The following is a 12,125-nucleotide window of genomic DNA, read 5'->3' as shown; positions in this document are numbered from 1 at the left end:
GAAAAAGAGTTTACCGAACATAATACTATTGTAGATTTGATCCGAAACGATCTCGCCTTAGTTGCTCAAAATATTGAGGTTACAAAATATCGTTATGCGGAGAAGGTACACACCCATCGCGGGGCGATTTTGCAGACAAGTTCCGAGATCTGCGGTGAATTAGCTGAAAATTGGCAAGAAAATATTGGATCTATTTTAGCTGCTTTATTACCAGCTGGCTCAATTAGTGGAGCTCCAAAAGAGAAAACGGTTTCCATTATTCAGCAGGCAGAACGAGGCAAACGTGGTTACTACACAGGCATTTTTGGCTATTTCGATGGCGAAAGTTTAGAAAGTGCGGTAGCAATTCGCTACATCGAGCAAACTGCAAATGGATTATTATTCCGCAGCGGCGGCGGAATTACTTCACAAAGTGTGTTAGAAGATGAATATAACGAAATTTTAGAGAAAGTCTATGTGCCAATTTCCACTCTTTGAAACTCTCTCAATTATTGATGGAAAAGTTCAGAATTTGGATTATCATCAGAAGCGTTTTGAACAAGCTGTGCAAAAATATTTTGACTGTGAGCCAACGTTTACACTGGCACAGATTTTAGTGGTTCCAGAGGCTTATCAACAAGGCAAAATACGTTGCCGAATTGATTATAATGCTTCCGAATTTGAGATAAAATTTTTTGCATACTCGCCAAAACAAGTCGAACGTTTTCGTTGTGTGGAGGTGGAAAATTGGGATTATCACTTAAAATTTAGCGATCGCAAGCGGTTTGATTTACTCAATATTTTGCAAAATGAAGAAGTGGTGATTATCAATAATGGCAATGTGAGTGATTGCTCTATTGGTAACTTACTCTTTCTAAAAGATGGAGTTTGGTGTAGTCCGCAAGATTATTTGTTGAAAGGCACTCAATTAACTCAATTGCTAGAACAGAATAAAGTGAATTTAACGAAAATCACTCAAGCTGATTTAGGGCAATATGAAAAAATAATGTTAATTAATGCACTTAACCCATTTGATGAATCAAGAGCTTTACCTTGTTCACAAATCTATTTTTGTGATCTAGATCGAAAAGTTTAAAAAAATACTTGCAACTGGATAAGTATATACTATAATAATATACAGTTATTTTACGCAATAAGCGTTTATTAAAATTGACAAAGGATAAAATATGGCTGAGAAGAAAAGTCAAAAAAATACACCTGTAAAACAGGTTGAACCGGAACAAAAAGAGAAGGCACTTGCTGCTGCATTAGCTCAAATTGAGAAACAGTTCGGTAAAGGTTCAATTATGAAATTGGGCGATACGCAAACATTAGATATTGAAGCAGTTTCAACCGGTTCTTTAGGGTTAGATTCCGCATTAGGGATTGGTGGTTTACCAATGGGGCGTATTGTTGAAATCTATGGTCCGGAATCTTCAGGTAAAACAACCTTAACTTTATCTGTTGTGGCTCAGGCACAAAAAACAGGTAAAACTTGTGCCTTTATTGATGCAGAACACGCACTTGACCCTGTTTATGCCCGTAAATTAGGTGTAGATACAGACGAATTATTAATTTCACAGCCGGATAACGGTGAACAAGCATTAGAAATTTGTGATGCCCTAGTACGTTCCGGTGCGGTGGATGTAATTATTGTAGACTCTGTAGCCGCACTTACGCCAAAAGCAGAAATTGAAGGGGATATGGGTGATTCCCATATGGGTTTACAAGCTCGTTTAATGTCGCAAGCATTGCGTAAATTAACCGCAAATATTAAAGCAACAAACTGCTTGGTTATTTTCATTAACCAAATCCGTATGAAGATTGGTGTAATGTTTGGTAATCCGGAAACTACAACAGGTGGTAACGCGTTAAAATTCTATGCTTCTGTGCGTTTAGACATTCGCCGTTCAGGTGTGGTAAAAGATGGTGATGAAGTTATCGGTAGTGAAACGAAAGTAAAAGTGGTAAAAAACAAAGTTGCTCCGCCATTCCGTGAAGTTCAATTCGATATTATGTATGGCGAAGGGATTGCTCGCACTAATGAATTACTCATTCTGGCAGAAGCAAATGGCTTTATCAAAAAAGCGGGAGCTTGGTTCTCTTATGAAGGCGAAAAAATCGGTCAGGGTAAAAACAATGCGATTAAATGGTTAAAAGAACACCCTGAAATCGCAGAGAAAATTGAGAAAGATGTGAGAGATTTACTCATTGCTAATCCAAATTTGGTTTCTACTAAAGATTCCAACAATTCAGATGATGACAGCGAAGAGTTTAATGAAGAAGAACTATAATTAACTAAATTTATGCGATTTTCGCTCAATGTGAAAATCGCATTTTTATTTCAACTTATGACAACCATTTCTACAACTAAAACAAATAAATACACTGCGGTTAATTATCTGCTATATTTACTCTCAAAGCGTGATTACAGTGAGCAAGAGCTTCGCCAAAAATTGAAGCAAAAAGAATATGATTTTGATGAAATTGATGAAGCAATAGAAAAGGCACAAGTCAATAATTGGCAAAGTGATGAACGTTTTTGTGTAACTTTTATTCGTTACCGCTCAATGCAAGGTGTAGGTCCTCGCCGACTAAAGCAAGAATTAAAGCTCAAAGGAATTAAAGATTGGCTAATTAACCAAGAACTCGAAAATGCAGAAGTAGATTGGTTTGAATTAGCCGAGCAAATTTTTGAGAAAAAACGACCGCTTGTATGGGATCTTAAAGCCAAACAAAAAATGTGGCGGTTTATGGTCAGCCGTGGTTTTTACAATGATCATTTTAGCCATTTAATGGGTATAGATTATAACAGTGATGAATATGAATAGAGAGAAAATTACCTTTTTTAGCCGATTTGAAGCGGATATTGTAAGTGGTAAAAAAACTATTACCATTCGGGATAAATCAGAATCTTACTTTCACCCTAACCAAGAATTAGCCGTTTTTACCAACGAAACGGATCGATTTTTTGCTAACATCAAAGTACTTTCTGTTACTCCGATTCAATATGATGAGCTAAATGATCAACACGCTCAACAAGAGAATATGAGCTTAGCTGAATTGAAAAAAGTCATCCGAGAGATTTATCCGAATGACGATTCCTTTTTTGTGATTGATTTCAAGCTGATTTAAGTTAATGCTATGGTACTTTTTAAATCCACCAAACAAGTCGAATTATGCCCCAAATGTCATTCTCCCTTACAACTTAAACAAGGGAAGAAAGGCTTGTTTTTGGGATGTTCGGCTTATCCTAAGTGTGATTACATCAAGCCATTGCACCAAGAAAATCATATTATTAAAGCGTTGGAAGAATGTTGCCCTGAGTGCGGACATCATCTCCAATTAAAGCAAGGCAGCTATGGCATTTTTATTGGTTGCAGTAACTATCCTGAATGCCATTTTATTGTTCACGAAGAAGCTGAGGTAGAAGAAGAATTTGATTGCCCTGAATGCAAGCAACATAAACTGGTTGCTAGGAAAGGACGGTCGGGAAAAACATTTTATGGCTGTGCAGGCTTCCCTGATTGTAAATTTACCTTAGCAACTCGACCGATGAAGCAACAGTGTGAAAGATGTGGTTGCGAACTTGCTACCATCAAAAAAGTGAAGGGTAGACAATACAGTATCTGTGCTAACAAAAGCTGCCAACACCAAACTGAAGTAAAAGCGAATGAATAATTTTTTAGAAATAGTTAATCAATTAAAGCAAGAAGAAGTTGTGGCTTATCCAACCGAAGCGGTTTTTGGCTTAGGTTGCAATCCGCAAAGTGAAAAAGCAGTGAGGAAATTACTTGCATTAAAGCAACGTCCTGAAGAAAAAGGCTTAATTTTACTGGCTTCCGATTTAAAATATCTTCTTCCTTATATTGATGACAACAGAATGACAGAGCAGGCTTGGCACCAGCTAAACCAAATTGGTGAGCAAGCTATTACTTGGATTGTGCCTGTAAAAAATAGTGTGCCGAGTTACCTCACAGGCAGATTTGATTCTATTGCCGTGCGTTTATGCAAAGTACCTGCTGTAGCAGCACTCTGCGAGGCAACCGGTTTTGCTCTTACTTCAACCAGTGCCAATTTAACCGGCGAGTCGCCTTGCAGAAATTCAGAGGAAGTACGAGTTCAATTTGGAGACGATTTTCCTGCATTAAATGCAGAAACTTTAGGCAGAGAAAATCCTTCTGAAATTCGAGATATTTTCACGCAACAGATTTTTAGACAAGGATAGATAATGAACAAATATGCTGTTTGGGGCAATCCAATTGCACAAAGTAAATCACCTCGTATTCATCAACTTTTTGGCTTGCAGGCTCAACGAGAGATTGAATATGTTGCGAAATTAGGTGATGAAATTGCCTTTGAGCAACAATTAGTGGAGTTTTTTAATTCAGGAGCGAAAGGGTGTAATATCACAGCTCCCTTTAAAGAACGGGCATTTGCTGTTGCTGATGAATATAGTGAAAGTTGCTTATTAGCAGAGGCTTGTAACACTTTAAAACGATTAGATGACGGTCGTTTATATGCCGATAATACCGACGGTAAAGGTTTAGCGGCTGATTTAGAACGGCTTGGTTGGCTAACAACAGGGCAAAAGACCTTAATTTTAGGGGCAGGAGGAGCAACCAAAGGCGTATTGCTTCCGTTACTTAAGTCTGGGCTAGAGATTACGATTTATAACCGTACTATAGATAAAGCGGTCATTTTAGCGGAAAAATTTGCAAAATTTGGCAAAATTCAGACCGCTTGCTTAGAGGAGCTTACCGAACAGCAGTTTGATCTAATCATTAATGCCACTTCTTTAGGCTTACAGGGAAAATATGTTGAATTACCAACATCTTTAATGGCTTCAGCCAAAATTTACGATATGCAATATGCCGTTAATATGCAAACTCCATTTCTCAATTATGCGAGAGATTGTGGTGCTATCGAATATCAAGATGGTTTAGGAATGTTGGTTGGACAAGCTGCTTTTGCTTTTGCATTGTGGGAAGATAAGTTTCCTGATATTGAATCCGTACTCAAACAATTAAAGCAAGAGATGCAATCTGCATAATAGTAAAAGATAAGCTATTATTTTATAAACAAAAAACGGTATATTTCCGACAAAACGACGAATATCTATACAAGCAAACCAAAAAATCAAAAAATTCAAAAAAAAGTATTTGACGGAGAGCCTTAAAATCAGCATAATGCACTCCGTTAGCCGATATGGTGAACGCAAAGGGCTACATAGCTCAGCTGGTTAGAGCACAACACTCATAATGTTGGGGTCGCAAGTTCGAATCTCGCTGTAGCCACCATTTGCGGGACTGGCGAAATTGGTAGACGCACCAGATTTAGGTTCTGGCGCCGCGAGGTGTGTGGGTTCAAGTCCCTCGTCCCGCACCATTTATCGATTAACAAAAATTAGTGTTGGGGTATCGCCAAGCGGTAAGGCACCGGGTTTTGATCTCGGCATCCCTAGGTTCGAATCCTAGTACCCCAGCCATATCTTCCTATTCTTTTTTTAATTTCTGTACTGTATGGTTAATTCAGGGCATAATGTAAGCTATTATTAATTTTCAATAAGTAATTAAAATGAAAAAATTTGTTGTGTTAATTTCAGGTAATGGCTCAAATCTCCAAGCGATTATTGATCGTCAAAAATCAGTTAATGCAAGCGGTCAAATTTGTGGTGTAATTTGCAATAAAGCTAATGCGTATGGCTTAGTTAGAGCTAAACAAGAAGGCATTCCAACCTTTGTATTCTCTCGTAAAGATTATGAAAGTAATTTAGCAATGGATTTGGCTATTGCTGAACAAATTGAAAAATTAGGTGCAGAATTAATCGTGCTTGCAGGTTATATGAAGATTTTAACGCCTGAATTTACCCAACGTTTTGAGGGAAAAATTCTAAATATTCATCCTTCATTATTACCAAAATATCCGGGATTAAACACTTACCAAAGAGCGATGGAAGCAGGTGATTCTGAACACGGAACAACTATTCATTTTGTAAATGAAGAAGTTGATGCAGGAGCGATTGTGCTACAAGCAAAAGTTCCTATTTACCCTGATGATGAAGTTGAAGATGTGATGGCTCGTGTTGTTGAACAAGAGCATCAATATTATCCATTAGTTGTTGAGTGGTTTTGCTCAGGGCGTTTAGTTGCCAAAAATAGAAAAGCATATTTAGATGGGAAAGAACTGTCTGCTACAGGGTATGCAGAAGAGTAATTGCATTACCATAAAAAAAGAAGCTGCAACTGCAGCTTCTTTTTTATAGCGTTATTTACAAATTAGAGGCTAAAATTAACCGCTTGGTATAGGCTTGTTGTGGGGTTTCGAAGATCTGCTGTACAGAGCCGCTTTCCACAATATCGCCTTGACTCATTACAATCACTCGATCGCTTAATGCTTTAATTACCGCTAAATCGTGGCTGATAAATATATAACTTAAGCCATATTTTTTCTGTAATCGATTGAGCAATTCAATCACGGTAATTTGTGTTGAGCGGTCAAGTGCAGAGGTTGGCTCATCTAAAAGCACAAATTTTGGTTCTAAAATGATTGCTCTTGCAATCGCAATACGCTGACGTTGTCCGCCTGAAAATTCGTGCGGATAGCGATTGATCATTGCAGGATTTAAGTTTACTTCTTCCAAAATTTTCATCACTTTTTCACGGCGTTCTGCTTTGCTCATCTGAGGGTAATGCACAGTTAAACCTTCTGCGATGATTTCGCCTACCGTTAAACGTGGAGAAAGAGAGTTAAATGGATCTTGGAATACCATTTGCATATCTCTTTTTAATGCTTTCTGCTCAGATTTACTTAGTTTTGTCATATCTTGGTCAGCAAAAGTGATGTTGCCACGATAGTCTAAAATCTGCATAATCGCACGCCCAAGTGTTGATTTTCCTGAGCCGGATTCGCCTACAATTCCTAGTGTTTCGCCTGTTTTAAGGTGTAGTGAAATATCTTTTAAGGCATTAAATACTTTTTTCGGTTTGCCAAATAGCGAGCGTTTTAAAATATAGTCTACCTCAATATTATCTGCCTTAATTAAGGTTGGAGCATCGAGTGGCAATTCACTTTTTAAGTTATTTGGAATCGGGGTTAATAGCTCAACAGTGTAAGGGTGCTGAGGGTTGGTAAAGACCGTTTCCGTTTCACCACGCTCAATAATTTCTCCATTTTGCATTACACAAACCATATCACTATATTTATGCACTAAGCGTAGATCGTGAGAAATTAAGATAATCGCCATTCCCATTTCACTTTGTAGATCGTGCATTAAATCAAGAATTTCTGCTTGGGTCGTTACGTCTAACGCTGTCGTTGGCTCATCAGCAATTAATAAATCCGGTTTATTGATAATTGCCATCGCAATCATAATACGCTGTAACTGACCGCCTGAGAACTCGTGCGGATAACAAACCATTTTCTTTTCGGCATCAGGAATTTTTACTTTCTGTAAGGTTTCCAATACTAATTTTTCGGCTTGAGCATTGGTAATTTGTGGATTATGCGTTTGAATTGCTTCAGCCACTTGTTTACCAATCGGCATATAAGGATTAAGCGAGGTCATCGGTTCTTGGAAAATCATACCGATACGATCGCCTCGAATTGCCTGCATTTCTTTTTCAGAAAGATTTAACAGGTTCTGCTCTTCAAACACAATTCTGGAGTTTTCGCCAAATTTAACAATATTTTTTGGCAATAATTGCATAATTGCCATTGAGGTAACTGATTTACCTGAACCGGATTCCCCAACAATTGCGAGAGTTTGTCCTTTTTCAATCGAAAAAGAGACATTACGAACTGCGTGAACTAATTCTTCGTCCGTTTTTAAATAAACATCAAGATTATTTACTTCTAATAATTTCATCTTAAACCTCTATTTATCTTTTGGATCGAGTGCATCACGCAAGCCATCACCAATAAAGTTAAAGCAAAATAGCGTTAAACATAAAAAAAATGCAGGGAATGCGAGCAACCAAGGGGAAGTTTCCATCTGTGCTGCACCATCGCTTAATAATGCTCCCCAGCTACTCATCGGCTCTTGTGTACCGAGCCCTAAGAAACTTAAGAAAGATTCAAATAAAATCAGAGAGGGTACTTCAAGGGAAGCATAAACTACTACTAAGCCTAAAACGTTTGGCACAATGTGTCGCCAAATAATTTGGCGGCGAGAAACACCGCATACAATCGCAGCTTCCACAAACTCTTTATTTTTAAGTGAAAGGGTTTGTCCTCGCACAATACGGGCAAGGTTGAGCCACGCCACCATTCCGATTGCAATAAAAATCAAGAAAATATTTTGTCCGAAGAAGGTAACAAGTAAAATAACAAAGAACATAAATGGGAATGAGCTTAAAATTTCTAAAAAACGCATCATTACCATATCCACTTTGCCACCGAAGTAGCCGGAAATTGCACCGTAGATTGTGCCGATAAGCACAGCAATTAATGCACCGGCAATGCCTACCATTAATGAGATACGTCCACCCATCGCAACACGCACCAGCAAATCACGCCCTGATGAATCTGTACCAAAATAGTGTTGAGACTCAAAATCCGGCGGAATACCCATCATATTCCAATCGGTATCTTCATAGCTAAACGGCATTAGCATTGGGGCAAAGATAATAAAAAGGATAATACAGCAAAGAATAATCAGACTTGCCACAGCCGCTTTATTGCGGAAAAAACGGCGGCGGGCATCTTGCCATAAACTTCTGCCTTGAATCGTTGAGGTAACATCAACAAGCGGTTGTTTTTTATCAGAATTTTGCATTTCCGCTCCTACTTATGAATAACGAATTTTCGGGTCGATTACCGCATATAAAATATCGACAATCGCATTAAATAAAATAGTTAATGTGCCAACTAAAATGGTAAGACTTAGCACTAAAGAATAATCGCGGTTTAACGCTCCGTTCACGAAAAGCTGCCCAATACCCGGTAAGCCAAATACGCTTTCAATTACCATTGAGCCTGTAATAATTCCTACAAAGGCTGGACCCAAATAGGTAATCACTGGCAGTAAAGCTGGGCGTAAAGCGTGTTTGAAGATAATTTTACTCATCGGTAAGCCTTTCGCTTTAGCGGTACGAATGAAGTTTGAATGTAACACTTCAATCATTGAGCCTCGTGTGATACGGGCAATCCCAGCAACATAGCTGATGGTTAAAGAAAGAACAGGTAGTACCATATAATAGATCTGACCACCATTCCAACCACCGGCAGGTAACCATTTGAGATAAATAGCAAAGACGAGAACCAAAAGTGGAGCGAATACAAAGCTTGGCATAATGATCCCTGTCATTGAAAAGCCCATCACCCAATAATCCCATTTACTGTTTTGCTTAAGGGCAGCAACTGTTCCTGCCGTTAAGCCAATAATGACAGCAAAAATAAAAGCAGTAATGCCTAGTTTTATCGAAACAGGAAATGCAGAGGCAATCAAACTGTTTACGGTTTGATCTTTATATTTAAATGAAGGACCAAAATCCCCTTTCGAGAGATTTTCCATATAAAGAAAATACTGTTTATAAAGTGGCTCATTCAGATGATATTTGGCTTCAATATTTGCCATTACTTCTGGTGGATAAGCTTTTTCACTGGTAAACGGGCTGCCGGGAGCAAGCCGCATCAGGAAAAAAGAAAAGGTAATGAGGATAAATAGGGTTGGAATCGCCTCAAGAAGACGTTTAAAAATAAACTTCAGCATAAGTACCACTCTTTTTAGTTATATTGGTAGGCAATTAATAGCGTAAATTAAAGGTTTTGTAAAGATATTGATTAGTTATAGTTATTTTTGTGATCAAATATAATTTACAAGCGGTTATTTTTTGTTGAAATTTTGCAAGCTTATTAAACAAAAGTAGTGCAATTTGCTATCTATCTAGTAAAAGTTAAGTTAAAGTAAAAGCCTTTATATCTAAAAGGAAAATACGATGTCTGAAAATCTTGAAAATAAGATAGAAAATCGCCGCCCGTTAAGTTCCCGCAACAATAAATGGCTTGCAGGGTTTGCTGCTTGGCTTGCCCGTAAAAGCTTCCCAACACCTAATCAAATCTCGTGTTTAAGTATGTTGTTTGCGTTATTTGGGGCAGCCGCTTTATTTTTTAGCCAATCAATTTCAGCACTGATTTTCTGTGCTTTGATGGTGCAAATGCGTCTGTTGTGTAATTTGTTTGATGGAATGGTAGCAGTAGAAGGCGGAAAGAAAACCGCAAATGGAGCAATTTTTAATGAATTTCCAGACAGGGTAGCAGACAGTTTATTTTTAATTGCATTAGGCTATGCTACACCATTTTTCTGGTTAGGTTGGCTAGCAGCATTGTTGGCGGCTTTAACTGCCTATATTCGTATCTTTGGCGGAAGTTTAGGTTTATCGCAACGTTTTCAAGGTCCGATGGCAAAACAACAAAGAATGGCAGCAATCACGGTGGGTTGTTTGCTTGCTGCGGTAGAAATCTATTTTAATTTAACCGCTTATACACTTTCTGCAACCTTAATTATTATCACACTTGGCACAGCTTATACTTGCTATGTTCGTACAATGGCGATTTCAGCCGAGCTTAATTCTTTGGAGAAACAGAATGAAAAGGTTACTCGCTAAATTTATTGACCATATTATTTGCTTTTTTACCTCTTTTATTACGGGTGTTCGTCCTCAACAATTAACTGAAAATAGCGTACCGACGGTTTATTACGCAAATCATCATAGCCACGGTGATTTTATCTTAGTTTGGATTTCATTACCTCAACATTTACGCCTAAAAACCCGCCCTGTTGCTGGGGCGGATTATTGGCAGAAAGGAGTTGTTCGCCGTTTTATTGCGAATGCTGTTTTTAATGTATTGTTGGTAGAACGTAATAGTGATAATCCGCAACTTGCGATTGAAAATATGGCTAACCGGCTTTCAACAGGCGAAAATCTGATTATTTTCCCGGAAGGTACACGTAATTTAAGTGAAGAAGTACTACAACCTTTTAAAAGTGGGATTTATCATCTCGCCAAACAACAAGCTAATATTCAATTTGTACCGGTCTGGATTGATAATATGAAACAAGTTTTACCAAAAGGAGCAATTTTGCCTATTCCGCTAATGTGCCAGGTTCGTTTTGGTGAAGCAATTTCATTGCAGGAAGGTGAAGAAAAAGCCGATTTTATCGAACGCACACGCCAAGCGTTGCTTGCTCTTTCCCCAACGCATAAGGAGTAAATAATGACAATGAGTACAATTTTTCTCTCTTTTTTCGGGATTTTAGTTTTGGCATCATTAATTGGCTTTGTGCTTAAAAAACGTAAAGGCAATACGAATACCATTGAGAATTTAAATGCTCGTATCTATGCCTGGTGGGTAATGCTTTTTGTGTTGTTATTTGCTTTTGCATTCGGGCAAAACGGCACAATTTTGCTCTTTTTCCTTATCTCTTTTGCTGCATTGCGAGAGTTTATGACGCTGGTCTATCAAGACAGGCACGACTATTACGCCTTAGTAGTCTGTTTCTATTTACTACTACCGATACAATACTATTTTGTGTGGACAGAATGGTATGGAATGTTCTCTATTTTTATTCCTATTTATGGCTTTTTATTATTGCCGATTGTAGGAAGCTTAACAGGCAAAACCGAGCATTTTTTAGGGCGTTCAGCCAAAATTCAATGGGCGGCGATGATCAGTATTTTCTGTCTTTCGCACGTTCCGGCATTGCTTACCTTAAATGTTCAAGGATTAGATAAAAATCAAAATATCCAACTGCTGATTTTCTTAATTGCAATTGTTCAATTAAGTGATGTGTTGCAGTACATTTGGGGCAAATTAGTCGGTAAACGTAAAATTATGCCAAGTCTATCGCCATCTAAAACAGTTGCCGGCACAGTAGGAGGTATTTTAAGTGCAACTGCTATTGCAATCTTGCTTGCTCCTATTACACCATTCTCAACGTTACAAGCAGGTTTTATTGGTTTTGTGATTTGTTTAATGGGCTTTTTTGGCGGATTGGTGATGTCTGCAATTAAACGAGATTATGGCGTAAAAGATTGGGGCAGAATGATTAAAGGACACGGCGGAATGCTTGATAGAGTAGATTCAATTTGTTTTTCTGCTCCTGTGTTCTTTCATATTGTGAGGTATTATTGGGCATAGGGAAT

14 protein-coding genes, 3 tRNA genes and 1 pseudogene are annotated in these 12,125 nt (G+C 38.1%); 15 read left to right on the top strand and 3 right to left on the bottom strand.

The features are described from left to right. From ACJHV0_RS07440 to purN, 12 genes are all read left to right on the top strand, one after another. Positions 1 to 477 (top strand): chorismate-binding protein (locus ACJHV0_RS07440; protein ID WP_483133804.1); only part of this gene is annotated, 477 nt, incomplete at its 5' end. Further along, the gene (locus tag ACJHV0_RS07435) at positions 455 to 1,075 is read left to right on the top strand and encodes an aminotransferase class IV family protein (protein WP_334248536.1); all 621 of its coding nucleotides are present in this window, start codon (positions 455 to 457) and stop codon (positions 1,073 to 1,075) included. The genes ACJHV0_RS07440 and ACJHV0_RS07435, both read left to right, overlap by 23 nt. A gap of 91 nt (positions 1,076 to 1,166) precedes the next feature. After that, on the top strand, positions 1,167 to 2,273 hold the full coding sequence (gene recA, locus ACJHV0_RS07430; RefSeq protein ID WP_025236435.1) for a recombinase RecA: 1,107 nt from the start codon (positions 1,167 to 1,169) through the stop codon (positions 2,271 to 2,273). A gap of 57 nt (positions 2,274 to 2,330) precedes the next feature. After that, on the top strand, positions 2,331 to 2,810 hold the full coding sequence (recX, locus tag ACJHV0_RS07425) for a recombination regulator RecX (RefSeq protein ID WP_334228913.1): 480 nt from the start codon (positions 2,331 to 2,333) through the stop codon (positions 2,808 to 2,810). Continuing rightward, positions 2,803 to 3,114: a N(4)-acetylcytidine aminohydrolase gene (gene yqfB, locus ACJHV0_RS07420; protein ID WP_025236433.1), complete on the top strand. Its 312-nt coding sequence runs from the start codon at positions 2,803 to 2,805 to the stop codon at positions 3,112 to 3,114. Before recX ends, yqfB begins: the two co-directional genes overlap by 8 nt. A 9-nt stretch (positions 3,115 to 3,123) precedes the next feature. Next, the gene (locus ACJHV0_RS07415) at positions 3,124 to 3,660 is read left to right on the top strand and encodes a DNA topoisomerase family protein (RefSeq protein ID WP_334253600.1); all 537 of its coding nucleotides are present in this window, start codon (positions 3,124 to 3,126) and stop codon (positions 3,658 to 3,660) included. Next, positions 3,653 to 4,207, top strand: coding sequence for an L-threonylcarbamoyladenylate synthase type 1 TsaC (gene tsaC / locus ACJHV0_RS07410; RefSeq protein WP_283386202.1), 555 nt, complete (start codon positions 3,653 to 3,655; stop codon positions 4,205 to 4,207). The genes ACJHV0_RS07415 and tsaC overlap by 8 nt, the downstream gene beginning before the upstream one ends. Positions 4,208 to 4,210: 3 nt before the next feature. Continuing rightward, positions 4,211 to 5,032 (top strand): shikimate dehydrogenase, encoded by an 822-nt coding sequence (gene aroE / locus ACJHV0_RS07405; RefSeq protein WP_483133803.1) that lies wholly within the window; start codon positions 4,211 to 4,213, stop codon positions 5,030 to 5,032. A 170-nt stretch (positions 5,033 to 5,202) separates the two neighbouring features. After that, positions 5,203 to 5,279, top strand: a tRNA-Met gene (locus ACJHV0_RS07400). Between the two features lie 3 nt (positions 5,280 to 5,282). Beyond that, positions 5,283 to 5,367, top strand: a tRNA-Leu gene (locus ACJHV0_RS07395). A 25-nt stretch (positions 5,368 to 5,392) separates the two neighbouring features. Continuing rightward, positions 5,393 to 5,467, top strand: a tRNA-Gln gene (locus ACJHV0_RS07390). Positions 5,468 to 5,556: 89 nt separating this feature from the next. After that, complete coding sequence (purN, locus tag ACJHV0_RS07385) at positions 5,557 to 6,195, top strand: phosphoribosylglycinamide formyltransferase (RefSeq protein WP_483133802.1); 639 nt, start codon at positions 5,557 to 5,559, stop codon at positions 6,193 to 6,195. Between the two features lie 55 nt (positions 6,196 to 6,250). On the opposite strand, the gene ACJHV0_RS07380 is transcribed toward purN, so the two are convergent. The 3 genes and pseudogenes from ACJHV0_RS07380 to oppB all read right to left on the bottom strand — a co-directional run bounded on the left by ACJHV0_RS07380 (position 6,251) and on the right by oppB (position 9,691). After that, on the bottom strand, positions 6,251 to 7,846 hold the full coding sequence (locus ACJHV0_RS07380) for an ABC transporter ATP-binding protein (RefSeq protein ID WP_283386199.1): 1,596 nt from the start codon (positions 7,844 to 7,846) through the stop codon (positions 6,251 to 6,253). Positions 7,847 to 7,855: 9 nt separating this feature from the next. Then, positions 7,856 to 8,704 (bottom strand): annotated as a pseudogene (gene oppC / locus ACJHV0_RS07375) (oligopeptide ABC transporter permease OppC); the annotation flags it as partial. A gap of 63 nt (positions 8,705 to 8,767) precedes the next feature. Further along, positions 8,768 to 9,691 (bottom strand): oligopeptide ABC transporter permease OppB, encoded by a 924-nt coding sequence (oppB, locus tag ACJHV0_RS07370; RefSeq protein ID WP_025236426.1) that lies wholly within the window; start codon positions 9,689 to 9,691, stop codon positions 8,768 to 8,770. Between the two features lie 226 nt (positions 9,692 to 9,917). Here oppB and ACJHV0_RS07365 point away from each other — a divergent pair, with 226 nt between their 5' ends. The 3 genes from ACJHV0_RS07365 to ACJHV0_RS07355 are packed head-to-tail and all read left to right on the top strand — an operon-like array spanning position 9,918 to position 12,120. Beyond that, positions 9,918 to 10,586, top strand: coding sequence for a CDP-alcohol phosphatidyltransferase family protein (locus tag ACJHV0_RS07365; RefSeq protein ID WP_334234317.1), 669 nt, complete (start codon positions 9,918 to 9,920; stop codon positions 10,584 to 10,586). Continuing rightward, on the top strand, positions 10,567 to 11,193 hold the full coding sequence (locus tag ACJHV0_RS07360; RefSeq protein WP_483133801.1) for a lysophospholipid acyltransferase family protein: 627 nt from the start codon (positions 10,567 to 10,569) through the stop codon (positions 11,191 to 11,193). Before ACJHV0_RS07365 ends, ACJHV0_RS07360 begins: the two co-directional genes overlap by 20 nt. 3 nt (positions 11,194 to 11,196) lie before the next feature. Beyond that, entirely contained in the window at positions 11,197 to 12,120 is a 924-nt protein-coding gene (locus ACJHV0_RS07355; RefSeq protein ID WP_483133800.1) for a phosphatidate cytidylyltransferase, read from the top strand. Positions 12,121 to 12,125: the final 5 nt, after the last annotated feature.

Source organism: Mannheimia sp. (genome assembly GCF_056854775.1).
Note: the sequence above shows the minus strand (reverse complement) of the source record. Positions and strands in the feature narration are given on the sequence as shown.

Bases quoted from the DNA above. Each gene is read 5' to 3' on its own strand.
- aroE (WP_483133803.1), top strand. From the start codon at position 4,211: ATGAACAAATATGCTGTTTGGGGCAATCCAATTGCACAAAGTAAATCA.
- ACJHV0_RS07355 (WP_483133800.1), top strand. From the start codon at position 11,197: ATGACAATGAGTACAATTTTTCTCTCTTTTTTCGGGATTTTAGTTTTG.
- yqfB (WP_025236433.1), top strand. From the start codon at position 2,803: ATGAATAGAGAGAAAATTACCTTTTTTAGCCGATTTGAAGCGGATATT.
- ACJHV0_RS07415 (WP_334253600.1), top strand. From the start codon at position 3,124: ATGGTACTTTTTAAATCCACCAAACAAGTCGAATTATGCCCCAAATGT.
- ACJHV0_RS07435 (WP_334248536.1), top strand. From the start codon at position 455: ATGTGCCAATTTCCACTCTTTGAAACTCTCTCAATTATTGATGGAAAA.
- ACJHV0_RS07380 (WP_283386199.1), bottom strand. From the start codon at position 7,846: ATGAAATTATTAGAAGTAAATAATCTTGATGTTTATTTAAAAACGGAC.
- tsaC (WP_283386202.1), top strand. From the start codon at position 3,653: ATGAATAATTTTTTAGAAATAGTTAATCAATTAAAGCAAGAAGAAGTT.
- recX (WP_334228913.1), top strand. From the start codon at position 2,331: ATGACAACCATTTCTACAACTAAAACAAATAAATACACTGCGGTTAAT.
- oppB (WP_025236426.1), bottom strand. From the start codon at position 9,691: ATGCTGAAGTTTATTTTTAAACGTCTTCTTGAGGCGATTCCAACCCTA.
- recA (WP_025236435.1), top strand. From the start codon at position 1,167: ATGGCTGAGAAGAAAAGTCAAAAAAATACACCTGTAAAACAGGTTGAA.
- ACJHV0_RS07360 (WP_483133801.1), top strand. From the start codon at position 10,567: ATGAAAAGGTTACTCGCTAAATTTATTGACCATATTATTTGCTTTTTT.
- purN (WP_483133802.1), top strand. From the start codon at position 5,557: ATGAAAAAATTTGTTGTGTTAATTTCAGGTAATGGCTCAAATCTCCAA.
- ACJHV0_RS07365 (WP_334234317.1), top strand. From the start codon at position 9,918: ATGTCTGAAAATCTTGAAAATAAGATAGAAAATCGCCGCCCGTTAAGT.